Here is a 25584-nt window from a genome sequence, read left to right as displayed (position 1 = left end):
CTCAGGATGCTCGCTTTGCGCGGGTACGAACGAGCGGCTGTCGGCTGAGGTCCGCGATCCGAGCGCCCAGACGCAGCTCCATCTCGCGTGTCTGCCCGCCCGCCTCGAGAAAGGCGGCCATGCTGTTGCGGGCTTCAGGCAATGCCACGACCTGGTTGAACAAGTTCGTCTCCGCGACCAATCCAGATGTCGGAGCCGGCTTCGCTGCATCCACGGCTTCCTTCGTCAGCCGGACGACCGACGGCGACAGAGCCGAGATGCGCTCCGACAAGGAGCGAACGAACGGCAGTAGATCGTCGTCGGCAAAGACCTTGTTCACGTAGCCGATCTGCGCGGCCTCCTCCGCGTCTATATCGCCGCAACCGAGCACGATCTCGAGGGCGCGGGCGCGTCCGACCAGTTCGGCGAGCCGCTGCGTGCCGCCGCCGCCGGGGATGATCCCCAGAGCGCCCTCGGGCTGGCTCAAGAGCGCCTTGGAGCGAGCGGCGAATCGCATGTCGAGCGACAGGAGGAACTCCGAGCCGCCGCCACGCGCGATGCCCGCGACCATCCCGATCGAGATCTTCGGCATGCGGCGAATCCTCTCCATCAGCTGCACGAAGGGATTCGGCTTGGTGGCCTGTTCCGAAGACGCGTCGGGGAAGCGGAGGATCCACTCCACATCGGCGTGCGCGATGAAGAAGTCGGGGTCGGCGCTCTGGAAGACCAGCACGCGAATCGCAGAGTCCTGCTCGAGCTCGCCGACCAATCGGGACAAGTCGGCGAACAGGATCTCATCGAGGAGATTGATCGGTGGGTGGTCTAGCGTGACCCAAGCCACCCCATGGACGACGTTTACGCGAAGAGCCTCGAAACCATCGAACGCAGTCATGACCTCATCCTCCTCGTTCGAGACTACGGCTAGAGGAGAAGGCGCGTCAATGCCGCTTCGCGACGCGACCCCGGCGAGTGGCAGCCTGGCCCGAGAGCCCGTAAGATCAGACGATGGAAGCAGTCATCCGTCGCTCGTTTGCCGAGTCGATTCGCGCCAAGGAGCAATTTCTGGCGGAACACGAAGCAAACCTTGCCAAAGTCGCTCGGCTGATCGCCGACACGATCAATCAGGGCCACAAGGTCTTCCTCTTCGGCAACGGCGGCAGCGCGGCGGACGCTCAACACATCGCCGCTGAGTTCACGAACCGCTTCATGATCGAGCGACGCCCACTGCCGGCGATCGCGCTCACGACGGACACGTCCGCGATCACTGCGATCGGCAACGACTACAGCTTCGACGAGATCTTCTCCAAGCAGATCGAGGCTCTCGGCCAGGCCGGCGACGTCGCCATCGCAATCTCGACGAGCGGCGGGTCCAAGAACGTCCTACGAGCGATCGACGCCTGCGGAAAGGTCGGTCTCTTCGTCGTGGGGATGACCGGCGGTGACGGTGGCGCGATGCGCGACCAGGTCGACTTCCTCCTCAACGTATCCGCAACACGCGAGGTCCCTCGCATTCAGGAGTGCCACATTCTCGCGTCGCACGTCCTCTGCGATCTCGTCGATCGGCAGCTCTTCCCCGCCGAGTACGACAAGGGCGGACACGCGTGAAGGCCCTCAAGCCACCCGCCCGACCGAAGCTCGATGTGAAGCGAGCGAAGACCTACCCGCTCGGCGGGCGCCCGAGCAAGGTCGCCGCGGGCGAAGTCGGGCGGAAACTGGAACCCGGCCTCTCGTTCGCCGAGTGGTTGGACCGCATCCCCAACATCCTCGCCGGCGAGGATCTGCGCTACGCCGTCGACGCGATCACCAAGTCTCGCCTAAAAGGTCGGGGCGTCGCCCTCGGAATGGGCGCCCACCCGATCAAGGTGGGCCTGTCTCCGATGATCATCGACCTAATGGAGCGCGGCGTGATCACTTCGGTCGCCATGAACGGCGCCGGGATCATTCACGACTTCGAGCTCGCCGCGGTCGGCAAGACGTCCGAGGACGTAGGACCGGGTCTCGACAAGGGCAAGTTCGGCATGGCCCGCGAGACGGGCGCCGTGCTCAACAAAGTGATCCGACAGGGCGCGAAGGCGAACCGCGGGCTCGGCGAGGCGATTGGCGAGCACATCCAGAAGGGGCGCTACCCGCACCGCGAACTGAGCATCCTCGCGGCGGGTGCACGCCTGGAGGTCCCCGTGACGGTCCACGTCGCCATCGGAACGGACATCATTCACATGCACCCCGGCGCCGACGGTGCGGCGATCGGCAAAACCAGCTTGCGGGACTTCCACCGACTCGCCGAGGTCGTCGCCGGTCTCGCGGGCGGCGTGTACGTGAATCTCGGCTCCGCCGTCGTCCTGCCCGAGGTCTTCGTGAAGGCACTGAACCTCGCCCGCAATCTCGGCCACAAAGTCCGCCCTCTCGTCACGCTCGACCTCGACTTCCTGCGCCACTACCGCCCGGGTGTAAACGTGGTCTCCCGGCCGACCGCCGCCGGAGGCAAGGGACTGCGGATTACCGGCCACCACGAGCTACTCTTCCCGCTCCTGGCGGGCGCGATCCTCGAGCGGCTCGAAGCGGAATCGACCAAGAAATCCCGGCGCTGATCCGTTCGGGCACAAGGATCAGCCTCTCACGCCCCCGGGGGCCGCTTGGCAGATCCCCGATTCCTTGGCCCCCGACTCGCGCGTACCGTTGAAGAACCACCGTCATGGACCCCTCCCAATTTCAGAGCCCACGGCCGGAGCCGACCGAAGCCGAAATCGAGCGACCCCTCGACGTCGTGAGTGCACAGAAGCGCTCGCCGCGCTGGAACCTGATCCTGTTCGGCGCCACGCTCGCGACGACGACTCTCGCGGGCTCTTTCGACGCCGGAGTCGACCCCTTCTCCTCCCCATGGGCCTTCACGGCGGGCTTCCCGTTCTCGCTGACCCTGCTCGCAATCCTTCTGAGCCACGAGTTCGGCCACTATTTCCTCGCCCGGTGGCATGGCATTCCGACGAGCCTTCCGTTCTTCATTCCGGGACCGCCGATCCTCGTCGGAACGTTCGGCGCGTTCATCCGGATGCATGGCATGCCGCGCTCGCGAAGGGCCCTGTTCGACGTCGGCGCGGCCGGGCCGTGGGCCGGGATGGTGGTCGCGGTTCCGGCCGTCGTGGTGGGCCTCGCTCTTTCCGAGGTGCGACCCATGCCCGGCGCCTTGCCCATCCCCGACGAGATGAGCGTCGGAATCACCTTCGGCAACTCGCTCTTGTTCGAGTTCCTGAGCCGCCTGGTGCTCGGCGTCGACCCCGATAGCGTCACCGTCATCCTGCATCCGATCGCGCTTGCCGGTTGGTTCGGGCTGTTCGTGACGTTCTTGAACCTGTTGCCGGTAGGCCAGCTCGATGGCGGCCACGTAGTTTACGCGCTCTGCGGCAAGCGCCACCGCACCATCTCGCGCGCGGTGCTGGTCGGCGTGATCGGCCTCGGGTTCTACGGCTGGGAGGGCTGGCTCCTCTGGGCCTTCATGCTGGCGTTCATCCTGAAGGTCGACCATCCCGACACCGTCGACGCCAACACGCCACTCGACCCCTTCCGGCGGAAAGCCGCGTGGGCGACGATCGCGATGTTCGTACTCACATTCATGCCCATCCCTCTGGACTTCGTCACCGCAGAGGACTTCGCCGGCGACCGCGCGCCTCAGGAGCAGCGGCACCCGAGGGAGCGCGCTCCGACCTCTTCGAGCCTGCAGTCCGTAGACGTTTCCATCCAGGAGCCGGCTGTTGTACCAACCTCCACGTGAGTGACCGCCTGAGCTGGGACCAGTACTTCCTGACCATCACCCGAGACGTCGCCGAGCGATCGACGTGCACGCGGGCCAAGGTCGGGGCGACCATCGTTCGCGACAAGAGCATCCTCGCTACCGGCTACAATGGGGCACCCTCCGGGATGCCGCACTGCCACGAACTCGGGTGTCTCATCTACAAGTCCGAGACGCCGACCGGCGACATGGAAGAGAACTGTTACCGGACAATTCACGCCGAGATCAACGCGATCGCACAGGCGGCAAAGAATGGGACGTCGATCAAGGACGCGGCGATCTACATCACCCATTCGCCCTGCATCCACTGCCTGAAGACCCTGGTGAATACCGGCATCCGCGCGATCTACTTCGAGAAGCCGTACAAGCTCACGACCGTCGAAGACATCATCCATCACACCGGCGTCGAGCTGCACCAGGTCGAGATGGCCTGATCGCGCTCCGCGCTCCAGGTATCGAAATAGTAGTTCGGTCATCTCTTCGGCGAGTTCGAGCTCCTGCAACAGAGGCGAGTGATGGAGCACGGCACCGTGTGTCAGTGATTCCAAGGATCTCGACACGATGAAGCTCGCGAGGTCCGATTCGTCGTCGCGTACTCGTAGCCCTGTTCGACGAGCACCCGCGCCGCGGCTTCGAGGACAGCGTCGACCAGCGCGCATGAACGCGCCTGACGCGATCGCTTCCGAAGGGTGGTGGCGGGCTTTCCCGGCATGGACCGGGACGCTGCTTTACCTGGCCATACAACGCCAGCTTTTACTCGCGTTTGGTTCAAGCGGCTCGATCGACGGCAGCGAGGCAGCGCTCGATGTCTCCGGGTCCCATCGTGACGATTCCGTACCCCGGCACGCACGGCCGGGACCACGCTAAGCAAGCGACTCGGCGCGTACGGCTACCTCGATTCCGGCTTGTGGGATGACCGCATCAGAGAATCCTACCGGCGAGCAGTTCGGCGAGGAACGCCTACGCGCAGAGATTTGTTCCCACCGGAAAACGTCGCCGCAGACAGACGACATCACGACCCTCTGCCTTCGCGCGACCGACGCCTAGCGCGGCCCGCTAGTCCAGCTCGCGTCGAAAGAAGCGCACCCCCTCCGCGGCGATTTGCTCGTGCACCGTCCGTCGATCGGTCGCGGGATCCGGATCGAAACACACGAGCGAAGCGACCCCGCGTCCCAGATCGTTGCAGGACGACGTGCACACGAAGTGGCCGCCCGGGTGCACGACCGTGAGTTGCGCTGCGGGTAGTTCACTCGCGTAGTGCGCCGCATTCAACTCGAATCGCGTGAGCTCATCGCCTCGTGAACCGACGATGTGCACCGGAATCCCGACCGACGAGAGTCCTTCTTGATCGAACGCCTGCCCGACCGCGGGCGCCATCGCAAAGACGGCGCGCACGCGCCAAGAAAATGCCCGCCAGAGCGAGGAGGTTCGGCGACGAATCCGGCGTCGGGCACCACAGGTCGACCGGGATGATCCGCTCCCGCGTCGCGTCAGCGAACTCGAGCGTCTGCACGCCGGCGGTCGTGAGCGTCGTCGCGTCGTCTCAGCACCTGGTCAACGCGAGCGAAACCAGCGGGGAAAGCGAAAGAACGAGTCGAGTCGTTCTCACTGCGCCCCCGAGCGGCTCGCACTCGCCGCCTTGGTGCTGCCGGTCTTCTTGCTGCTCGTAGATTTCTTCTTGGCGGTCGCCTTCGGCTTGGACGTGATCTTCTTCTTTGCCGCCGGCTTCCTCCTCGGTGCGGCCTTCTTCTTCGGCGCAGGCTTGGGCGCCCGAGCGACCTTCGTCTTCGGCGCCGGCTTCGGGTCCCGGGCAACCGTCGGCGTACCGAAGATCTCCGCGAGCGCGTCTGCCGTCGGCGTTCCACCGCCGCACGCGAGGTCTCGCGGCGTTCCCTCGCCAACGAGCTGTCCGCCGCGGTCGCCACCTCCGGGGCCCAGGTCGATCACCCAGTCGGCCGCCGCTATGAAATCGAGGTTATGCTCTACGACCAGAATCGTGTTCCCGCGATCCACCAGATCGTGCAGGACGCGTACCAGGCGGGCGACGTCGGAGAGGTGAAGCCCGGTTGTCGGTTCATCGAAGATCAGAAGCCGCTGTGCCGTGTTACCCGCGTCGATGAAACTCGCGAGCTTGAGGCGCTGCGCCTCACCCCCCGATAGCGTCGACGTCGCCTGCCCGAGCGTGATGTAGCCGAGGCCCACGAGCGAGAGCGCCGCAAAGCGGTCCCGAATCCGCGGCCGTTCCGAGAAGAACTCCCGGGCTTCGTCGATCGTGAGCCCGAGGATCTCGTTCACGTTGCGACCGCGATAGCGCACCTCGAGCACGTGCGGCTTGAACCGCGTCCCGGAGCATTGCTCGCACGCAACTTCGAGGTCGGCCATGAAGTGCATCTCGAGTGTGACCGTGCCCATGCCGCCGCATTCTTCGCACCGGCCGCCATTCGAATTGAATGAGAAGTGCCCGGCCGGAATTCCCTCCTGCCTCGCAGCGGTGGTCGCGGCGAGGAGCTTGCGGATCTCGTCGTACGCTTTCAGGTAGGTCGCCGCGTTCGACCGACTCGACCGTCCGGCCGGTGCCTGGTTCATCAAGACGACCTCGTCGAAGGCCTCGAGACCACGGATCGCGTCACAAGCACCCGCCTCGACACCCTCACCCTGTTCGCGCAGATGGCCGTTGTAGAGAACCTGCTCTGCGAGCGACGACTTGCCCGAGCCCGAGACGCCCGTGAGGCAGACGAGCCTCTTGGCGGGAATCGTGACCGTCACGTTCTGGAGGTTGTTCTCCCGCGCCCCTTCGATCCTGACGCCGGCCTTCCCCGCGCCGCGCTGCGGAACCGTGTCGTCGTCTCCGCGCACCTCGAGAAAGCGTGCCGTGGTACTCGTGTCCTTAGGCAGACCTTCGGGCGGACCGGCGTAGAGCACCTGCCCCCCCCCGGCACCACCGCCGGGGCCCAGATCGATGACGTTGTCGGCCCCTTCGATGAGCGACGGGTCGTGCTCGACCACGACTACAGTGTTGCCGGCCTCGGTCAGTCCCCGGAGGACTCCGAGGAGACGCGCCGAGTCTCGCGCATGCAGGCCGACGGTCGGCTCATCGAGGCAATAGAGCGTGTCGGTGAGGGCCGAGCCGAGCGCACTCGCGAGGTGAATGCGCTGCGCTTCGCCCCCGGACAGCGTGCGCGCCTGCCTCCCGAGCGTGAGATAGTCGAGACCTACCTCCATCAGGTAGCCGAGGCGACTGCGGACCTCTGAGAGGAGCGTCGCCGCGCGCGCTGAGATCCGGGGGTCCGCAGCGATCGTGTCGGCCCACGTGAGCGCTTCGGCGATCGGTCGCTCGGTGAGTTCGGCGATGTTCCACCCACCGACTCGAACTGCGAGTGCGTCGGGCTGAAGCCGAGCGCCCAAACAAACACCGCACGGTGTGTACCCTCGGTAGCGCGCGATCAGGACGCGAACGTGAGTTCGATAGCGCTTGCGTTCGAGCCAGCGGAAGAAGCCGTGCACTCCCTTGAAGCGTTTCCGACGTCCCTTGAGAGGCGGGCCACCGGTCGGCTCTCCGTCGAGCACGAACGCCTTCTCTTCGTCGCGAAGCTCTTTCCACGGAACTTTCGTCCGGATGCCGTGATCCTTCGCCGCCGCGAGCATCCGCTCCCACATCTCTTCGCCCGACGGCGTCGTCCACGGCGCGACCGCCCCCTCATCCAGACTCACGCGCGGATCGGGGATGACCTTGTCGAGATCCAGCCCGGCGACGCGACCGAATCCCTGGCACTCGGGACACGCCCCGAGCGGGCTGTTGAACGAAAAGAGATGTGGCACGAGCTCGCCGCGCTCGAGTCCGCAGTCACGGCACGTGAAGCGTCGATCGAGCGTGCGCGGGTCGCCGCCGTCCTGCGGAACAAGCAGCGCTCGTCCCCGCGCGAGCGCAAACGCAGCCTCGAGAGCCTCGCGGCAGCGAGCCTGGCGTGTGGTCCCGATCGTCAGGCGATCGATCACGACCGGCAGAACCTGCCGACCGCCGTAGGCCGCCGCGGTCTCCGCCGCCTTCGGCAGTTCGGGGATCTCGTCCGACTCCTCGTCGAGCCGGATCACCTTCCCGTCGATCCACAGCCTCCGATACCCCTGCTTCCGGAGCCCGGTCGCCACGTTCTCGAGCGGGAGATCGGCGATCTCGACGGGCGCCACGACGAGCACGGCCGTTCCCTCACCCATCGCTTCGAGGTCCAGGAGACCGGTATGCGGATCGTCGCGGGCGACGCGACCGCCACACGCGGTACAGGTCGCCTCGCCCACGTGAGCGTAGACGAGCCGAAGGTGGTCGTTGATCTCGGTGATCGTACCAACCGTGGAGCGCGCGTTTCGGATCGTGTTCTTCTGGGCGAGAGCGATCGCCGGCGGGATGTTGCTGATGAAATCGACGTCTGGTCGCTCCATCCGCTCGAGGAACATCCGGGAGTAGGTCGACATCGACTGGACGAACCGGCGCTGGCCTTCGGCGTAGAGCGTGTCGAAAACCAGGCTCGACTTCCCCGAACCCGAGACTCCGGTCACGACCGTCAGGACGGCGGGCGGGAACTCGCACGTGACTTCGCGCAGATTGTGGGTCCGCGCGCCGCGGATCTGGATGGGTTCCTTCACGAGCGAACGAACTCCGGCAAGCTAGCGCGTTCGCGCACGTCCGACCACGAGTGACGAAGTCGGACCTCGCCGTCGCGAAAGACCTCGACGAGCTCGTCCGGGCGCGGGTCCGTCGCAGGGACCGTTCGGAGTCCGTCCTCGTCACGAATCAGCGCGAGGCGTCCACGCTTGCTCGCCTTCGCCGGGTCCGTCACCGGATCCTTGTACACTTCACGAGGCTCACCGGAGATCACGACCTCCGAGCACTTGAACGCGAACGACTGCGTATCGCGATCGAGCCGCTGCAAAAGTGCGCCACCCATGCCCAGCGTGATGTTCTCCGTCGACCAACCGTTCTTCCGAAGCGTCGTAAGGATGCGAACGGTCTCGTCGTAGTCGATGCCGTCGCCCTGAATCACCGCGACCTGAGGCGGGAGAAGCTTGTAGCCCTTCGGGTTCAACACAGTGCCAAAGCGCTCCCCGAGGATTTCGAGCACGTCCAGAACCATGCGGTGTGGGTCGCCCGAGTCGGGTCGCACGACCAACGTGCCCTCGCGTTCGAGAACGCGGTCGCGCAGCCGATCCCCCCAAAGGTTCCGACAGGCGTTGCGTACGTCCCAGGAATCGCTCACGACGGCGACGAGACCCGCGGGAAACGTCGTGAGCATATGGGCGAATGCCGCCTCTTCCGCCTCGCGACCCCAAGCCGTCTGCGTGGAGTGCTCGGCCGCCGGGATCGAAAAACCGGCCATGTCCGCACCGTAGTACTCCTTTGCGAACAGTGCGCCCACGACGTTGTCCGTGCCCTGGAAGTTCACAAGGTGCGCTGCGCCGCCGATCGCGGCCGACTCCACGCTCGAAACGCCGCGGAACCCGAAGTCCTGCAGCTTCATCTCGAGCCCCGCGGGATCCCCGGTCTCTTCGAGGTACGAGCCGATGAGCCGCTTCATCTCTCGCGAGAGCGTCGCGACGGTGCAGCCGTACCAAACCTGCACGAGCAGCGTTTCGAGATAGCTCGTCAGCCAGAAGCACTCGGGGTCGGTATTCTCGATGGTGAAGAGAACGTTGCGGGTCGGTACCGCAGTGCCCTCGGGAACCGCGCGGATGACTACCGGGAGCCGCCCCCCGTGTGCATCGACGATGTGCTCCCAGCCCCGGCGATGGAACAGATCGGGGTTGCCGAAGTGAGCCCCGAAAAAGACATCGGCCTCTTCGATGTGGGCGCGCGTCACGACGGTCCCGGCGAGGTAGCGCTCGAGCACGTACTGGAGGCCGAAGAACACGATCTCGTCGAACAGACCGCCCCGGCTCTCGAAGTACGAGTACACGCGCTCGGTGCCGGGCGGGTACTGAAGCCAGTGCGTGGCTTTGTAGCTGTCCGCGAGCAGGATGCGGTTCTCGCCGATCACGAGGCCCTTCTACCATCCAGGCGCGGTCCTGCGAGCGCTCTCGTGGAGCAAGGGTGCGGGGGGTTCGCTCACTTCGCGCCGGGACAGCCTCGCTGCACGGCCTCGGCCGACGCACCCTCGACACCACGGTAGGCAAGGATAGACAGAGCCTTGCATGCCGCCGGCCGGATGAGGGGCGAAAGGGTGGCGAGCGAGGCGCCGACCGTCGTCACGGTGCTTTCGTTGCCGACGCCTCCGAGAGCCACGATGGCCTGGACCCGGAGCATCGTTGCGATCTCCTGGTCGAGAGCCACCTCCAGGCCCGGAGCGGCGCGTTCGTCCTCCAGAGCGGCGAGCAACATCGCAGCGCGAACCCTCACCTCGGGGTCGTCCGCCACCAGTTTCGGCGCGGCCCCCCGTTCGAGCGCGGCGACGACGGCCGCCCGGTGCTCCGGGATTCCAGCCGTGCGCACGAGCGCTCCGCGCGGCCCGACCATCTGAACCACCGGCTCGCTGAAGGCAAAGGCGACGATCCGATCCAGTTGCTCCGGCGAAGTGCAGTAGCGACCGCAGCCGCCGAACGCAGCGCGGTAGAGCAGCGGCTCATCGCTCGCGAGGGCACTCGAAACGACCTCTGCCGCTTCCGGAGCATCCCGCGAGACGAGACCAGAGATCGCCTCGACGCGAACGTAGATCGAATCATCCATCTTCGCCCGTTCGAGCAGCAACGCCGAAGCTCCTTCCGCCTCGGTCTCCGTGAGGACCTCGATGATGCCCATCCGAACGGCCTCATCCTCCGTCGCCAACCCCTTTCGGAGCGCGGGGACAGCCCGGTCGCCGAGACCGACGAGGAGGATCTCCAGCGGCTCGCGCTCGAACGAGTCCTCGTCGCCGAGCACTCGAATCGCCTCTCCGAGATCGATGGTCAGGAGGTACGGATCATCCTCGGCTCTCGCCGTCGGCGGCACGAGGAGCAGACCCAGCAGGAGTACGACGAGCCGATACATCCGATCCGGTCTACAACGCCGACGCCGCTGAGACCACGCCTGCTCTGCTATAGGGACGAAATGTCGGGCGCATTCACCGCTGCGGGGTGGAACTTCGAGGGGCTAGAGCACGGGTTCGCGCCGCAGGAGACCGCGGTCGCGCAAGATCTCCACCTCGTTCGAGTGAGGCAAGTCCACGGCGCCGAACTCATCGTCGCCGACGCCCAGACGGCCTCCCCCGCCGGGGATGCGGACGGACTCCTCACGAGATCGCCCGGCGTCGCAGTGGCCATCGCCACCGCCGACTGCGTTCCGGTACTGCTCGCCGCCCCGAAGGCTCGGGTCGTCGCAGCGGTGCACGCCGGCTGGCGGGGAAGCCTCGCCGGGATCGTGCCCCGTGCCGTCGCCGAGTTCGTCACCCGGTTTGGCGTCGACGTCGCCGAGATGCAGGCGGCTCTCGGCCCTTCGATCGGCGGCTGCTGCTACGAGGTCGATCGCGCGATCGCTGAGCAGTTCGTCGATCAGTACGGCACCGAGATGTGGACTGCGTGGACGATCGGGCGCACCGGCAAGGGCCGGCTGGATCTACGCACCGTCAACGAGATTCTCCTGCGACGCACCGGCCTCACGCCCGACTCGATCCAACACGTCGGTCCCTGCACCAGCTGCGGCGGGGCCGATCTCGCTTCGTACCGGGTGCAGGGCGCCGACGCTGGGCGACAACTCAGCTGGATCGGACTGCGCGCAGCATCGTGACGAAGAGCACCGACGCCAAGCGGGACGAAGCGCGCCGCACGTCCCTCCTGGCCTGGTACGACGAGCATGCGCGCCCGCTTCTCTGGCGACGGCGACCGAACCCCTACCGCATCTGGGTCGCCGAGGTCATGCTCCAGCAGACGCGGATCGCCGTCGTCGAACCCGCCTACAAACGGTTCCTCGAGGCGTTCCCGACCATGGCCGCCCTTGCGCGAGCGACCGAAGAAGAAGTCCTCTCTCTGTGGTCAGGGCTCGGTTACTACTCCCGGGCGCGGTCGCTTCACCGCGCCGCCCAGCGGCTGAACGAGAGTGGCGAGAAGCAGTTTCCGAAAACGTGGGACGAAGCGATGAGCCTCCCCGGCGTCGGCGCGTACACGGCCGCCGCCGTTCTATCGATCGCGTACGGCGCACCACACGCCGCGGTCGACGGGAACGTGATCCGCGTCCTCTCCCGACTGGAGTGTCTGAAACGACCCGACGGACGGGGCGAGCCACACACGACTCTGGCCGACCGACTCCTCGCGCGCGAACGAGCCGGAGACTGGAACCAGGCCGTCATGGAGCTCGGCGAAACTCTCTGCTCCCCACGGGCGCCGCGCTGCAGCCAGTGTCCTCTGCAAACGATGTGCGAAGCCCATCTCCGCCGCGTGGTCGAAAAGCACCCGCCGCCGAAGCCGCGGCGGGCCACGCAGCGTTTGGGGCTTTCGGTCACCATACTGAAGGACAGGCACGGTCGACTCCTCCTCGAACGCGGCGCCTTCGAACACCTCGACCACCTCTGGTTGCCCCCGGTGCGGCTCCTTCGAGCGCCGCCCGACCGCGCCGACTTCAAACACGCGATTCTCCACCGATCCTTCGAAGTCACGGTCGAGAGTCGGACCGTGTCCGCCGCCGAGCTCCGTCGCCTGGTCGGCAAACCGTCCAAGAAAGCCGCCGAACGGCGCGTCGTGGAACCGGGCGAGCTGGCTGGGCTCGGACGCTCTTCCCTGCTCACGAAGTCTCTGCGACACGCATGACGCCGCGTCTGTGGTGCGCACGGGTGGGCGTGCCACGCTTGCCTCCGGTGCACCTGCAAGGCAAACCAGCTTAGCGGGGCCCCCTGCATCACCCATGAAAGCGACGATAGGCATCGACCTCGGCGGCACCAAGATCGAGGGAGCGGTGCTTTCCCAAGACGGGGAGGTCGTCGAACGTGAACGCATCCCGACGGAGCAGGACGGCGGCTACGAGCACATCGTTGAGCGGATCGTCCGGCTCATTGAGGAGCTGCGCGGGCGCGCCGGCGGAACCGACCGCGTGGGGATCGGCACGCCAGGCTCCCTTTCGGCAGAGGACGGAACGCTCAAGAACTCGAACACTCTCTGTCTGAATGGGCAGCCGCTTCAGACCGAGCTCGAGGCCCGGCTCGGGTTTCCTCTTCGCATCGAGAACGACGCGAATTGCTTCGCGCTCGCGGAGGCGCGCCTGGGGGCGGCCCGCGACGCCGACGTCGTCTTCGGCGTGATCCTCGGGACCGGCGTGGGTGGCGGGATCGTCGTGAATGGCCGCATCTGGGCGGGCCCGCAGCACATCGCCGGTGAGTGGGGGCACCACTCGATCGATCCGAACGGGCCGCATTGTTACTGCGGCCAGCGCGGCTGCGTCGAGAAGCTGCTGTCGGGACCGGCACTCGAGAACTCGTACCGCGAGGCCGGTGGCGATTCCGTCCGGGCCCCCGAGATCGTGGCACTCGCATCCGCCGGCGACGCAACCGCAAGCGCGACCCTGGACGCGTACCTCGCACTCTTCGGACGCGCGATGGCGAACCTCATCTCGATTCTCGATCCCTCCGTGATCGTTCTCGGCGGGGGCGTCTCGAATCTCGATGCTCTCTACGATCGCGGCCGAGACCAAGTCGCGGCACGCATCTTCAACGACGAGCTTCGCACCCCGATCCGGAAGAACGCGCTTGGGGATTCGGCCGGCGTCATCGGCGCCGCACTCCTCGCGGACGAAGCTCCGCGAGGATGAGGCGCACACTCGAGATCGTGACCCTCGGGCTCTCCGGTCTCGCAATCCTGGCCACTGGGATCACGGGGCTGGTCGATCCGCAGACCCTCTTGACGCCTCTCGGTCTTCAGGTCGAGGGCGTGAGCGCACACAACGAGATGCGTGCGGCGTATGGTGGGATGCACATCGGCATCGGCATGCTGCTTCTCGCTGGTGCCGTGCGACCTGCGTTCCGCCGCTCGGCGCTCTGGGTGGGCCTCACCTTCATGGGCGGTCTCACCATCGGGCGCTTCGTGAGTCTGGCGGTCGATGGGCCGCTGATACAACGCAACCGGGGCTGCCCCCGTTGAAGAGGCAGCTCCGGCTGTTCAACGTCGAATCGATCGGATTCGGCTTCGGATCAGGACGCGGGCGCCCCATTCGACGGCGGGACCGCCGCCTTCGCCGGCTCGGGAATGTCGACTCGAACCAGTGAGCGCTTCTTCACGCGCTTCAGCTCTTCGAGCTCGCCGCGGGCTGCCGCGTCCGCTTCGGCCTCATGCACTTTTTCGATTCGCTCCGAGAGCTCGGAGTCGCCAACTTCTCGACTCACCTGAACCTCGGCGGACAGACGATCGATGTGGGCCCGCACCTCCTCCAACGCCTGGACGTCCGCATCCGGCGTGAGCCCTTTGATCGTCTCCTGAAGCCGAAGACGGGCCTTTGCATTCGCGAGCCGCGCCATGGCGTGCACCTTCTCTTCGCGCAGACGGATCACATCGCTCTGAAAGGCGACCAGGTTTTTCTTCGCCGCCTCCGCCTCGGTGTGCAGTTCTTTCAGCTCGGCGGTCACACGGTCGACCTCGACTTTCAGCGCGCGACGCTGTGCGATCAAAACGACGGCGACGTCATCTTCGTCTCTCTCGACGGCGATATCGATCTGACGAGTCAACGAGCGCAGCGCGTTGGCCTTCAGCTCGACCTCACCCGAGAGCTTGCCGCGCATGTAGAGAACGCCGGCGGCGGACTCTCTCAGCGAACCATACTGTTCGAGCCGCGCTTGGATCGCGGCTTCGTATACCGCCCCCGGATTGCGCCGCTCGCGCCGTCCCATCCAGTTCGTGAGAGTGCCCTGAATCAGATTGGTCAGTCGGGAAAAGAACTTCATTGTCAGACCCCTTTCTGCGCGCCGTTCATCGCCTCGGCGGCGGTGAGCCCGAGTTCGCGCATCTTTTGTTGAAAGCTTTGCCGGTACATGCCGACGGCTTCGGCGGCCCGGGTGATGTTGCCGCCACTGCGGCGGAGAGCGTCCTCGAGGAAGCGGCGCTCGAAATTCTGCACGGTGCGTTCCTTCGCCTCGCGGAAGGAGGGAGGACCGTCGGCCGGCACCGTTTCCACCGACCCGTGACCGTTCCCGTTCGATCCGGTGCCCAGGAGGTCGCCCGCCGTGATCTCCGCGCCGGAAGACAACAGCAGCGCCTGTTCTACCGCCGACTTGAGCTCGCGCACGTTGCCCGGCCATTCGTACGCAAGCGCGGCGCCCAACGCCTCACCGGTGAACGGCTTGGGATCGCGCCTGAAACGCTCGGCGGCGGTCTTCAGGAAACAATCGATCAGAAGCGGAATGTCGTCGCGCCGCTCGATCAGGGCCGGCAGGACGACTTCGACGACCTTCAGCCGGTAGTAGAGATCCTCGCGAAACGTGCCCGCTCGGACGCCGGCCTCCAGATCCTGGTTGGTCGCGGCGATCAACCGCACGTCGACCTTGATGGGCTGGTTGCCGCCGACGCGCTCGAACTCCCGCTCCTGAATGGCGCGCAAAAGTTTCGCCTGCGTCTCGAGCGGCATGTCACCGACCTCGTCGAGGAAAAGTGTGCCGCCGTTCGCAGCCTCGAACTTCCCCTCGCGCCGGGCTACGGCACCGGTGAAGGCGCCCTTCTCGTGCCCGAACAGCTCGCTCTCTACCAACTCCTGCGAGAGCGCCGCGCAGTTCATCTTCACCATGGTTCGCGCGCGACGTGAGGAGCGGTAGTGGACCGCGTTCGCAACCAGTTCCTTGCCGGTACCGCTCGGCCCGCGAACCAGAACCGTGATGTCGGTGTCAGCGACCTTTTCGATCATCGAAAAGATGTTCTGCATCGCCGGGCTCTTCCCGACGATTTGTTCGAAGCCGTAGGCCTCTTGGACTTGCTGGAGAAGTCGCTGGTGGTCGCTGCGCAGCAAGGCGGTTTCCATCACCTTGCGGACCATCACCCGAACCTCGTCGTTGTCGAACGGCTTCGGGATGTAGTCGCACGCACCGAGCTTCATCGCGTCGACCGCGATCTTCTCGGAACCGTAGGCCGTGATCATGATCACCGAGACGGCCACATCGACTCCCCGGGCGTGGGCGAGCACGTCCATGCCGCTCAATCCGCCGAGGCTCAGGTCCGTAATGATGAGGTGGAAGGCGCCGGGCTCGATTTTCTCGATGGCCTCTTCGCCGCTGTAGGCCACGTCGACCTGGTAGCCTTCCTTCGAAAGGAGGCCCTTCAGCGCGAGGACCAGAGCTTTCTCGTCGTCGACGACTAGGATTCGTCCAACCATGATTCGCCCCTACTCCGGCAGCGGGAGCGTGACCACGAACTCCGTGCCACGGCTCTCTTCGCTGACGACATCGATTTTTCCTTCGTGGGCTTCGACGATCTTCTTCGAGATCGCCATGCCGAGACCTGTCCCGTCGTCCTTCGTTGTGAAGAACGGATTGAAGATCCGGTCGATCTTCTCCGGAGGGATCCCGTTTCCGTTGTCCCGCAAGCGTACGCGGACGCGTTTCGGGATGCCGTTCTCGATGTGGAGATCGATTCGCTTCTCTTCCTTCTCGTCGGGGAAGGCGTCGATCGCGTTGTCTAGGATGTTTGTGAAGACCTGCCGGAGCTTCTCGCCGTCGGCGATCAGCGTCGGGCCACCGATGTAGTTGCGGGCAACGGCCACGTTGGCGGCGTCAAGCTTCGCGCGCATTTCGGAGAGCGACGAATCGATCACTCCGGCGAGATTGACCTGGGCGAACTCGATGTCCTCTTCCTTCGCGTACTTCAGAAGGTGAGAGATACTGCGCTCGACGCGGTCGAGTTCGTCGAGGGCCACGCCCGCGTATTCTACGTTCTCGATCGAGCGAGGATCTTCGCCCATCTGTTGCACCAGGCTCTTCGCCGCGGCGATCGGGTTGCGGATCTCGTGCGCGATAGAGGCGGAGAGCTCATCGATACTCGCCTGCTTGTCGGTACGCGCCTCCATCGTCTCGCGACGGACTTCGCGTTCGACAGCTGGGTAGAAGTAGCGATCCTTCAGCGAACGCGACCCGAAGACCGACATGTAGTGTGAGAATATGCCGATGCCCCAGCCGAGGGCCGGCCACATGAACCACGGGTAGCGAGTGGTGAAGATGTTGATGAGCGCGAGCATCGCGATGACACTCAGGTAGCTCGTGAGGTGACTGTAGAAGCCGAGTTCGGCGTTGGCGCGCTGCTTCGCGCGCTTCAGGATCGCCTGCTCAGAGAGTTCGCCGATGCCCTCTTCGAACTCGTCGGCGGGCATCTCCCCGACGCCGGCTTTCGCCGCCTGCTTCTGTCGCTTCTTCGAGCGCTTCTGCTCGCGCTTGGAATGGCGCGCGACGTAGCGCTCGCGGCGTTCTTCCTGACGACGGAACTTCTCCGCCCAATGACGCTCCCACTCCTCGTGCCAGCTCGCCTCGCGCGAATCGCCGGTCGGACTCGAGCTCGGCGTCGAGGATGAACCGCCCCGTGTGCCCGGGAACGAGCTGCGACGCTGCCGACGCAGGCTCCCACTGCGGAGTGCCTCGTCGTCGTCGAGTTCGTACCGCCGCCGGTAGTATCGGGTTTGGCGATTGAAGTGTTTGAAAAGCATGAGTGCGAGGATGAAGCCGAATATGGCCGCCATCTGTCCCTTCCCTCCCGCCGTTGTCGTGGAGCGGGTCTGGGGATATGTCTCCGCAACCCCCGTGCCACCACCAAAAGCCTGGAAAACCGTCCAAACCGGGCCGCGAGCGGCCCAGAACGCAACCGCCTGACTGCGGCTGCATCATCCATACTGCAGTAAAGCGACTGCGGCTGGAATGGTTGAAATCAGGGGCTGCGATGAGCGCCGAGACGAGGAACAATGTGTCCACCGGCACAACTTGGGAGTCGATCGTCGGCTACTCCAGGGCCGTCCGGTTGGGAGACCGCGTGATGGTGTCGGGCACCACCGCGACCGGGGACGACGGCTCGGTCGTGGGGGTCGGCGACCCCGCCGCCCAGACCCGGCAGATCCTCCGCAACATTGAGAGCGCCCTCGCACGGGCCGGCGCAAAGCTCAGCGACGTCGTACGCACGCGAATCTACGTCGTCGACATCGACCAATGGGAAGCAATCGGCCGCGTCCACGGCGAAGTCTTCGCCGACATCCGCCCAGCCACCACGATGGTCGAAGTGAAGCGCCTCATCTCCCCCGACCTCCTAGTCGAAATCGAAGCCGACGCGATCGTCGGGTAGGGACGTTGATTAGCCGACGTTTAGCCTAAACTTTTTCGGCTCGACTAACCAACGTCCCTCTCCGGTCAGGCCTCTACGTATTGGGCATTTTCTGCGGCGATCTGGTCGTTGAGGGTCCAGTAGTCGTAGAGGAGGCCGATCAGGAAGAAGCCGCCGGTGAAGAGGTAGAGGAAGCCGGTGATCCACTTTCCGATGTACATTCGGTGGACACCGAAGAGGCCGAGGAACGTCATGCAGATCCACGCGATGTTGTAATCGTAGGGGCCCTCTTCGAACCGGAGATCCGCCTCCGCCTGCATGCCCGGGATGAGAAACAGATCGATGAGCCAACCGATTCCAAGCAAGCCCAAGGTGAGGAACCAGATCGTTCCCGAGATCGGCTTCCCGAAGTAGAAGCGGTGCGCGCCCGTGAATCCGAAGATCCAGAGGATGTAGCCAATTGATTTTAGATGCGTATGCTCTTGCATGGTGCTCTCCTCGGGGACGTCTCGTCCTGCCCCAATGTGTGGCTTCTAGAGCGAAGTGCAAGCGCAACTTCGATGCCGATGAAAGCACCCGCGCATGAGAGCCTCGAAAAGAGCGCTTCGGATCGCCGCTCATCGACATCAGTAAAGAGAACGTCGACAGCATCAAGGTAGCTTGGACTGACAACCGCGGCGACTTCTTCGAAGGGGGCTTTCCCCTCGAGATCAACGGGGACAGCGCGTTCGAGTCGACGCCGGTCGTCACAGGCGGCCGGCTGATCTTCACGACCCCTAGGAACCGGGTGATCGCTCTCGAGCCCGAAACGGGTCGCGAGCTCTGGACCTTCGACCCCAAACTCGACCGGGACCGTGAACCTTCTCGACGGACTCGCACCTGTGTTCGACCAGTGGGAATACAACGTGACGTCCCCGGGCACCGTCGGCGGCGACCCAGAAGAGCCAGAGCTGCGCGATCGCCCAGCCGCAGACGAAGAGGGCGGGCCCGGTGCTGCACGCGGGGTTCACCCAGAGATTCGTCACGGGAATGCCGATCAGGAAATCAGGGCCAGGCCGAGACCGATCGCGAAGCCGGCCGGCGTCCGACGTCGCACCGACGACCCGCGCAACGATGTACGGCGCGAGCGCGCCCGCCTCGAAACTGCCGCCCCCCACAGCCCCATCGAGACGGCGGGGTTCAGGTGGCAGCCCGAAATGTGCTCGATCAAGCAGGCCATGGTGAGGACGGTTAGTCCGAAGGCGAAGGAGACTCCGAGCAGCCCAATCCCGAGCTCGGGGAACCCCGCTGCCACAGAGGACGCCGCGGGAGCAAGCGCCCCCCTCCCCTCGCGGCAAGACTCGGCGCGATTTCCTTTTGGCCGCACCAGCGACGTTGTAGACTGAGGCCGATGAGAGCACTTCGCAAACGGGTCCACATGGCTCTGGACTTCGACCAGAACGACAACAGGCTGGATCAATTCGTGAGCTTCGCGATCCTGGTGTTGATCGCACTCAACGTGATGGTCGTGATCGCGGGGAGCGTCCCCACAATCCAACAGCAGTATCGAGTCCTCTTCTGGCGTTTCGAGTTCTTCTCGGTCGCTGTGTTCTCGGTGGAGTACCTCCTTCGAATCTGGTCGTGCGTCGAGGAGGAACGATTCGCCTCCCCCATCTCCGGCCGGTTGCGGTACGCGACGAGCGCGTTCGGGCTCATCGATCTCGTCGCGATCCTCCCCTTCTACATCGGCACCGTCGAGCTGGGTCTGCGAACGCCCATGCGCTCCGCCCGCGTGTTTCGCCTCTTCGCGCTCCTTCGCATCCTCAAGATCGGGCGCTACTCGAGCGCGGTGAACACCCTCGCTCGTGTCCTGCGCGACAAACGAGAAGAGCTCGTGATCACCGCGGCACTCGGCGGGATGCTCCTCCTCTGCGCCTCCGCGACCATGTTCGTCCTCGAGCACCAGGACAACCCCGAGGACTTCTCCAGCATCCCGGCCTCGATGTGGTGGGGCATCACGACGCTGACCACCGTCGGGTACGGCGACGCGACGCCCGTCACCCCGATGGGGAAACTCGTTGCCGGGGGGATCCAGATCCTCGGCCTCATCATGTTCGCGCTGCCGGCGGGTGTGCTCGCCAGCGGATTCACCGACGAACTGAAGAGGCAACGCGCCGAGGCCACGATCTGCCCGCACTGCGGCGGCTCGTTCCCCAAGGGCTGAGACTCCGAAAACCTGCAGAAAACCTGCCTTGCGAACATTCAATCGGACGCTAGAGTCCCCCGAACGGGTGACGGCGCGCGTCACCGGCCGTTTACCTGTCAGCTTAGAGAAGGGGAGTTCAGATGGAGTTCGGAATCTTCATCCAAGGTACGTGTACGGGCGAAAACGCACACATTCCGGAGAAGGAGCACGAAGCTCTCTTCAACGAAATCGCCTACACCAAGACCGCCGATAAGAATAATTGGAAGTACTGCTGGGCCACCGAGCACCACGGCCTCACAGAGTACAGCCACATTTCGGCGAACGACGTTTACCTCGGATACCTCGCCGCACAGACCGAGCGAATCCATCTCGGTTCGGGCATCTTCAACTTGAGCCCTCGGGTGAATCACCCGGTGCGCAATGCCGAGAAGGTCGCGATGCTCGACCATCTCACGCAGGGCCGGTTCGAATTCGGCACGGGACGCGGCGCGGGCTCGCATGAGATCGCGACGTTCAACATCCACGACACGTCGTCCACGAAGGTCGAGTGGGACGAGGTGATCAAGGAGATCCCCAAGATGTGGCGCCAGAAGGATTACACCTTCCAAGGCGACCACTTCCAGATGGATACGCCGCACAACATTCTGCCAAAGCCGTACAAAGCGGCTCATCCGGCAATGTGGGTCGCCTGCGGAAATCCCAAGACGTACGAGAAGGCCGGCAAGATGGGCATCGGTGCGCTCGGGTTCAACTTCTCGCCGGTCGCCGCGATGAAGCCGCAGATCGATTCGTACAAGGAAGGTGCCGCGAACTGCACCGACCCGGTCGGCGACTACCAGAACAACAACGTGATGGTCACGAACTCGGTCATCTGCATGAAGGACCGCGACCACGCACGTGAGATCGCGTGCCGCCCGGACCGCGGACTGATCTTCTCTCTCGTGTGCCTCTACCACGACACGTTCCCGACCCCTCCCGGCGCGCCGGTTTGGCCGGAGACGCCCAACCAGATGAAGATCGAGGACGTCGACGCAGCGATCGAAGCCGGCGCCCTTCTCTGCGGCAATCCGGAAGAGGTTGCCGAGCAGCTCAAGGCGTTCGACGCCGTCGGAATGGACCAGCTGGTCTTCGGCATGCCGAACCACCTGAAGCCGGACGAAGTGCACGAGTGCCTCGAGCTCTTCGGACAGAAGGTCATCCCCGAGTACGACAAGGACCCGGTTTGCAGCACCACGCACTACCGGAACAACGCCACCGGCGGCGGCTTCTAGAGCGCGTCTCGTCGGGTCGAAGGTTCGAAAGGGCGGCCGGGGAAACCCGGTCGCCCTTTTTAGTTCTCGTTCTCGGGCATGTAGATACTCTTGGGGCGCTTGTTGAAAACGTTGCGCACCATCGGCACGAACTCCTCGAGTGGCATCGTGTCGTACTCCGCGTCGAAGCAGTTCTGATCGTACTTGGCACAGAACTCGGCCGTGTCCCGGAAGTGCTCGTTGTCCTTGAAACGATCGCGCATGTTCCGATCGAGACCGAGGTGGTGGAAGAAGTAGTAGCCCTGGAAGATGCCGTGATGCTTCACGACCCAGTGGTTCTTCTCCGAAACGAACGGCTCGAGAATCGTCGCAGCGAGATCCGCGTGGTTTGATGTCGCGAGCGAATCGCCGATGTCGTGGATCAGCGCGCAGACGACGTACTCTTCGTCTCGTCCGTCGCGATGCGCGCGCGTCGCGGATTGAAGGCTGTGCGTCAGCCGATCGACGGCGTAGCCACCCGTGTCGCCGGCGAGAAGCCCGAGGTGCGTCAGGACGCGGTCTGGCAGGCCCACGAAAAACTCGATCGAGTGTTCCGCGATCACCTGGTAGTCGTCTCGGCTTGCGTCCTGCATCCGCGAGAAGGTCGTATCGGGTGGATCTGTTGCGTCCATTTTCGGGCCCTCCTATCGGAAAACTTCGATAGCGCGCGAGCGCCGATTGCGCCACGAAGCGAACGGCGCCCGGCTCGACCGCAAATTGGAGCGGCATCGGCAGGTTCGGCTCGCCGTCGACGTTCACCGGATCGCCCGCCTCCCCCTCGAGAGAGCACGACAGATGATGAGATCCCAGTAGCCGTCATCGATTCGCGCTTCGGGGAAAACGACTTTGTCGCGACCCATGTACTCGGTATTCACGCAGAGGAAGAGGCTGAACTGATCGTCGCTGACTTCGTCGTCGTCGATCCTGAGGCGGCCCGGACGGGCGCCGGTCTTCCAGGGCTCGTGGAGACCCGCGGCCGTGCAGCGCTGCACGCCCATCCACCGATGACGCTCGGCACAAGCGGCAAGTTCGGCGACGTAACCCCAGAAAAGCGCGCAAAGCGCGTGTACGTCGCGGCCTTCGGATTGGACGTGGCCGAGATCGACCTGGCGGATGTCGCCGCCAAGAATCGCGCGAGCAGGCCGTTCACCACCTCGAAGAGCGTGCCGTCACCACCGATCGGCAAGAGAACATCTGCCCCCTCCACAAGGAGCGAACGGGCATAGTCGCGGGCGTGCCCGGCGTACTCGGTTTCGTAGGTCAGAAACTGGATGCCGGCTTCGTCGAAGACCGCGCGAGCCTCCTCGAGGAGTCGGAGGCCGATCTTCTTGCCTCCAAACGGGTTCACGATCGCGTGAATCCGCGGCACCTCCGTGTTCGCCATCAGCCCCATGCCCAACTCCTGCGGCCAAAAGCAGACGACGTTCGTAGAGCCTTGTCTTCCAACCCTGGATCGCGCAGGTAAGGGAGATGCGAAGCCTACGGATTCTCCTGGCGGTTCTTGCGATCATCGTGCTCGGGGGCGTCTTGTTCCGCAGCGGCGAACGAAGAGTGATGTATCGCGGCGGACCAGTGATCACGATGGATCCGGACCGACGCGTGGTCGAGGCCCTCGGCGTGCAGGGCAATCGAATAGCCGCCGTCGGAACCGAAGAAGAGGTCGCTGCATGGGCCGCGGGCGACGCCGAGGTGATCGATCTTCAAGGCAAGGCGCTGCTGCCGGGGTTCATCGACGCACACGGGCATTTCCCCGGTGAAGGCGCCTACGTCGAGATCGCCGATCTGAACTCGCCGCCGATCGGAGAGATGAAGACGATCGATGACATCGTCGAGCGTATGAAGCTCCAGGCCGCCGATACGCCCAAGGGCGAGTGGGTGGTCGGAATGAGTTACGACGACACGCTCCTCGCGCAGAAGCGTCACCCGACGCGGGAGGACCTCGATCGAATCTCCACCGAGCATCCAATTGGCCTGATTCACATCTCCGCGCACCTCGCGACGGTGAACTCCGCGGCACTCGCGCTGGTCGGGTATGACGGCGACAGTGCCGACCCCAAAGGCGGCGTAATCCGCCGGGATGCATCGGGGTCGCCCACCGGCGTCCTGGAAGAGACCGCCGCTGAACCGGTGATGGAGCGCCTCACGTCGCAGGGAACGATGGCTGGCCTGCGGATGATCAAGGAAGCGGCGCAGCGATACGTCGCGTCGGGCACCACGACGGCGCAGAGCGGATATGCGACCGGGGAGCTGATGGACGGCCTTACGCTGGCCTCGCGCGTCGGACTGATTCCGCTCCGGCTCGTCCTGTGGCCGGGAATGGAGACCGCCGACGAAATGCTCGACGACGGAGCGACCCACGAAACGTATGACGAAGAGTGGGTTCGCATCGGCAGGATCAAGATCGTCGCCGACGGGTCGATCCAGGGGTACACCGGGTATTTGAGCGAGCCGTATCACGTGCCGCCCGGCGACGACCCGAACTTCCGAGGCTATCCGCGAATTCCATCCGACGAACTGCGTGAGCGCGTCGTTCGCTACCACAAGGCCGGGCTGCCGCTCGCGGTGCACGGCAACGGGGACGCCTCGATTGACGACATCCTCGATGCCTTCGACGCCGCGAACGAAGCAAAGCCGTTCGACGATACGCGGCCGGTCATCATCCACTCCCAGATGGCCCGCGAGGATCAGCTCGACCGCATGGCAGAGCTCGGCGTGATACCGAGCTTCTTCATCCTCCACACGTACTACTGGGGCGACCGCCACCGCGACATCTTCATGGGCCCGGAACGCGCGGCCCGAATGAGCCCCGCGCGCACCGCGATCGACCGCGGCATCCAACCGACCCTGCACGCCGACAGCCCGGTGGTTCCAATGGAACCGCTGCGCATCGTTTGGTCCGCGGTGAACCGCATCTCCACCGGCGGCGACGTCATCGGCGAAGCGCAGCGCATCACTCCGATGGAAGCCCTCGCCGGCGTCACCATCAACGCCGCCCGCCAACACTTCGAAGAAGCCTCCAAAGGCTCCCTCGAACCCGGCAAACTCGCCGACCTCGTCATCCTCTCCTCCTCCCCCTTGGACACCCCCGAAACCATCGACCAAATCCAGGTCGAAGAAACCATCATCAACGGCCAAACCGCATACACTCGAGATAGGGACGTTGGTTAGTCTCCCGATTTTTGTTTAGTCGTCGCGCCACGCCGAGAGCACCTGACTCACTCTCCCAGGGCTGATCCCGAGAAACCGAGCCACACTCGCCGCGCGCACCCCGCCGAGCTTCACCGCGGCAACCGCGAACTCGCGACGTGCAGCGGCGGCCGTCTCGGTCGGGCGATTTCCGTAAAGCTGGCCGGGCGAGAGCCCCCGGTATCGTTCGATTTCGGCCTGCAACGCGACTAGCTGGCGAGGTTCGGGGGCCAAGGCCTCAAGGGAGGGTTCCCCAGGCAAGGCACCCCCGGGCTCCACAGGAACCAGCCGCGCGCCGAGTACGCGCGACTCGTATGCCTCGATCTGCCGACGATCCTGAAGGACATCGCTCTTTGCAAAGAACCGCCGAAGCGCCGTCGAACTCCCGAACGACCCTTGCACCACCTCTGGAGCTGCCCAGCGAGGCCAGCGAGAGTCAGCGTACCAACGGTGCGAAGAATGCCGATACTCGCCCGCGGCCGCGACCATCTCCGCTCGAACCGGATTCGCGTGCACGTAGCGAATCAAATGAACGAGATAGTCGTCCGTATCGCAAAGCTTCGAACCATACCGTTGCTGGAAGAGATGCCCGCAGCGCTGATGGCGACGGTTGAAATGTTGCGCATATCGGCCGAGTAGGCTCTTCAGAGCAATCCCGAGTTTGAGAGAGCCGCGCAGCGCCACGATGTGCACGTGGTTGCTCATCAAAACGTACGCGACGACACGCAGGTCGCCGAGGCGGCATGCTCGGACCAGGCATTTGAGGAAATAGAACCGATCGCGATCGTCGACGAAAATCCGCTGTCGATTCACTCCTCGCGGGTACAGGTGGTAGATGCCTCCCGGCTGGTCCCCTCGTCCGACTCGTGGCATGGCCACCAGACGCTAAGCCCTACTCAAGCCCTCCGGCAGGTCATCCGTACCCGCGTGCACTG

At 64.7% G+C, this 25584-nt stretch carries 25 protein-coding genes and 2 pseudogenes; 13 read left to right on the top strand and 14 right to left on the bottom strand.

Going from position 1 to position 25584, the window contains the following annotated elements:
- Position 1: 1 nt before the first annotated feature.
- Positions 2 to 871: an enoyl-CoA hydratase/isomerase family protein gene (locus tag P8R42_19945; GenBank protein ID MDG2306871.1), complete on the bottom strand. Its 870-nt coding sequence runs from the start codon at positions 869 to 871 to the stop codon at positions 2 to 4.
- Between the two features lie 113 nt (positions 872 to 984).
- On the opposite strand from P8R42_19945, the gene P8R42_19940 reads away from it, so the two are divergent.
- The 4 genes from P8R42_19940 (at position 985) to P8R42_19925 (ending at position 4197) form a co-directional block, all read left to right on the top strand.
- Positions 985 to 1584: a D-sedoheptulose 7-phosphate isomerase gene (locus P8R42_19940; protein ID MDG2306870.1), complete on the top strand. Its 600-nt coding sequence runs from the start codon at positions 985 to 987 to the stop codon at positions 1582 to 1584.
- Positions 1581 to 2567: a hypothetical protein gene (locus P8R42_19935; protein ID MDG2306869.1), complete on the top strand. Its 987-nt coding sequence runs from the start codon at positions 1581 to 1583 to the stop codon at positions 2565 to 2567. The genes P8R42_19940 and P8R42_19935 overlap by 4 nt, the downstream gene beginning before the upstream one ends.
- Positions 2568 to 2671: 104 nt before the next feature.
- Positions 2672 to 3745: a site-2 protease family protein gene (locus P8R42_19930; GenBank protein MDG2306868.1), complete on the top strand. Its 1074-nt coding sequence runs from the start codon at positions 2672 to 2674 to the stop codon at positions 3743 to 3745.
- Positions 3742 to 4197, top strand: coding sequence for a cytidine/deoxycytidylate deaminase family protein (locus P8R42_19925; protein ID MDG2306867.1), 456 nt, complete (start codon positions 3742 to 3744; stop codon positions 4195 to 4197). Before P8R42_19930 ends, P8R42_19925 begins: the two co-directional genes overlap by 4 nt.
- 622 nt (positions 4198 to 4819) lie before the next feature.
- On the opposite strand, the gene P8R42_19920 is transcribed toward P8R42_19925, so the two are convergent.
- The 4 genes from P8R42_19920 to P8R42_19905 form a co-directional block, all read right to left on the bottom strand.
- A complete protein-coding gene (locus tag P8R42_19920) occupies positions 4820 to 5158 on the bottom strand; it encodes a hypothetical protein (protein ID MDG2306866.1) in 339 nt (112 codons plus the stop codon).
- 210 nt (positions 5159 to 5368) lie between these two features.
- Positions 5369 to 8401, bottom strand: a complete 3033-nt coding sequence (uvrA, locus tag P8R42_19915; protein MDG2306865.1) for an excinuclease ABC subunit UvrA — start codon at positions 8399 to 8401, stop codon at positions 5369 to 5371.
- Positions 8398 to 9786, bottom strand: coding sequence for a nicotinate phosphoribosyltransferase (locus tag P8R42_19910; GenBank protein ID MDG2306864.1), 1389 nt, complete (start codon positions 9784 to 9786; stop codon positions 8398 to 8400). The genes uvrA and P8R42_19910 overlap by 4 nt, the downstream gene beginning before the upstream one ends.
- Positions 9787 to 9857: 71 nt before the next feature.
- Positions 9858 to 10775, bottom strand: a complete 918-nt coding sequence (locus tag P8R42_19905) for a HEAT repeat domain-containing protein (GenBank protein ID MDG2306863.1) — start codon at positions 10773 to 10775, stop codon at positions 9858 to 9860.
- A 60-nt stretch (positions 10776 to 10835) separates the two neighbouring features.
- Between P8R42_19905 and pgeF the strand changes: the two genes are divergently transcribed.
- From pgeF to P8R42_19885, 4 genes are all read left to right on the top strand, one after another.
- Entirely contained in the window at positions 10836 to 11510 is a 675-nt protein-coding gene (pgeF, locus tag P8R42_19900; protein ID MDG2306862.1) for a peptidoglycan editing factor PgeF, read from the top strand.
- Complete coding sequence (locus tag P8R42_19895; GenBank protein MDG2306861.1) at positions 11507 to 12526, top strand: A/G-specific adenine glycosylase; 1020 nt, start codon at positions 11507 to 11509, stop codon at positions 12524 to 12526. The genes pgeF and P8R42_19895 overlap by 4 nt, the downstream gene beginning before the upstream one ends.
- A 94-nt stretch (positions 12527 to 12620) precedes the next feature.
- The gene (locus tag P8R42_19890) at positions 12621 to 13520 is read left to right on the top strand and encodes an ROK family protein (protein MDG2306860.1); all 900 of its coding nucleotides are present in this window, start codon (positions 12621 to 12623) and stop codon (positions 13518 to 13520) included.
- Entirely contained in the window at positions 13517 to 13849 is a 333-nt protein-coding gene (locus P8R42_19885; GenBank protein ID MDG2306859.1) for a DUF4345 domain-containing protein, read from the top strand. Before P8R42_19890 ends, P8R42_19885 begins: the two co-directional genes overlap by 4 nt.
- 50 nt (positions 13850 to 13899) lie before the next feature.
- Here the strand turns inward: P8R42_19885 and P8R42_19880 are convergent, their stop codons facing one another.
- Genes P8R42_19880 through P8R42_19870 form a run of 3 tightly spaced genes read right to left on the bottom strand, consistent with a single transcriptional unit; the run spans position 13900 to position 17417 of the window.
- Positions 13900 to 14646 (bottom strand): PspA/IM30 family protein, encoded by a 747-nt coding sequence (locus P8R42_19880; GenBank protein ID MDG2306858.1) that lies wholly within the window; start codon positions 14644 to 14646, stop codon positions 13900 to 13902.
- 2 nt (positions 14647 to 14648) lie between these two features.
- Positions 14649 to 16064 carry a sigma-54 dependent transcriptional regulator gene (locus tag P8R42_19875; GenBank protein ID MDG2306857.1) on the bottom strand — a complete coding sequence of 472 codons (1416 nt, stop codon included), beginning with the start codon at positions 16062 to 16064 and terminating at the stop codon, positions 14649 to 14651.
- Positions 16065 to 16073: 9 nt separating this feature from the next.
- On the bottom strand, positions 16074 to 17417 hold the full coding sequence (locus P8R42_19870; protein ID MDG2306856.1) for an ATP-binding protein: 1344 nt from the start codon (positions 17415 to 17417) through the stop codon (positions 16074 to 16076).
- Between the two features lie 197 nt (positions 17418 to 17614).
- Here P8R42_19870 and P8R42_19865 point away from each other — a divergent pair, with 197 nt between their 5' ends.
- On the top strand, positions 17615 to 18010 hold the full coding sequence (locus tag P8R42_19865) for a RidA family protein (GenBank protein ID MDG2306855.1): 396 nt from the start codon (positions 17615 to 17617) through the stop codon (positions 18008 to 18010).
- Positions 18011 to 18075: 65 nt separating this feature from the next.
- Here P8R42_19865 and P8R42_19860 read toward each other — a convergent pair whose 3' ends face one another.
- The 3 genes and pseudogenes from P8R42_19860 to P8R42_19850 all read right to left on the bottom strand — a co-directional run bounded on the left by P8R42_19860 (position 18076) and on the right by P8R42_19850 (position 19283).
- Entirely contained in the window at positions 18076 to 18477 is a 402-nt protein-coding gene (locus tag P8R42_19860) for a TM2 domain-containing protein (protein MDG2306854.1), read from the bottom strand.
- Positions 18478 to 18765: 288 nt separating this feature from the next.
- A pseudogene (locus tag P8R42_19855) lies at positions 18766 to 19079 on the bottom strand (aquaporin).
- Positions 19080 to 19089: 10 nt separating this feature from the next.
- A pseudogene (locus P8R42_19850) lies at positions 19090 to 19283 on the bottom strand (aquaporin).
- 96 nt (positions 19284 to 19379) lie between these two features.
- Here P8R42_19850 and P8R42_19845 point away from each other — a divergent pair.
- Together P8R42_19845 and P8R42_19840 are read left to right on the top strand one after the other, a co-directional pair.
- Positions 19380 to 20192: an ion transporter gene (locus P8R42_19845; protein MDG2306853.1), complete on the top strand. Its 813-nt coding sequence runs from the start codon at positions 19380 to 19382 to the stop codon at positions 20190 to 20192.
- Positions 20193 to 20314: 122 nt separating this feature from the next.
- Positions 20315 to 21445 carry an LLM class flavin-dependent oxidoreductase gene (locus P8R42_19840; protein MDG2306852.1) on the top strand — a complete coding sequence of 377 codons (1131 nt, stop codon included), beginning with the start codon at positions 20315 to 20317 and terminating at the stop codon, positions 21443 to 21445.
- A 59-nt stretch (positions 21446 to 21504) separates the two neighbouring features.
- Here the strand turns inward: P8R42_19840 and P8R42_19835 are convergent, their stop codons facing one another.
- Positions 21505 to 22095, bottom strand: coding sequence for a phosphohydrolase (locus tag P8R42_19835; GenBank protein MDG2306851.1), 591 nt, complete (start codon positions 22093 to 22095; stop codon positions 21505 to 21507).
- 123 nt (positions 22096 to 22218) lie between these two features.
- Entirely contained in the window at positions 22219 to 22455 is a 237-nt protein-coding gene (locus tag P8R42_19830; GenBank protein MDG2306850.1) for a hypothetical protein, read from the bottom strand.
- Between the two features lie 12 nt (positions 22456 to 22467).
- On the opposite strand from P8R42_19830, the gene P8R42_19825 reads away from it, so the two are divergent.
- Positions 22468 to 22689, top strand: a complete 222-nt coding sequence (locus tag P8R42_19825) for a hypothetical protein (protein ID MDG2306849.1) — start codon at positions 22468 to 22470, stop codon at positions 22687 to 22689.
- Positions 22690 to 22933: 244 nt separating this feature from the next.
- A complete protein-coding gene (locus tag P8R42_19820; protein ID MDG2306848.1) occupies positions 22934 to 24631 on the top strand; it encodes an amidohydrolase in 1698 nt (565 codons plus the stop codon).
- A 15-nt stretch (positions 24632 to 24646) separates the two neighbouring features.
- On the opposite strand, the gene P8R42_19815 is transcribed toward P8R42_19820, so the two are convergent.
- Complete coding sequence (locus P8R42_19815) at positions 24647 to 25522, bottom strand: transposase (protein MDG2306847.1); 876 nt, start codon at positions 25520 to 25522, stop codon at positions 24647 to 24649.
- Positions 25523 to 25584: the final 62 nt, after the last annotated feature.

This window comes from Candidatus Binatia bacterium (assembly GCA_029243485.1).
GTDB lineage: Bacteria > Desulfobacterota > Binatia > UBA12015 > UBA12015 > VGTG01.
This window is presented reverse-complemented; position numbering and strand designations above follow the sequence as displayed.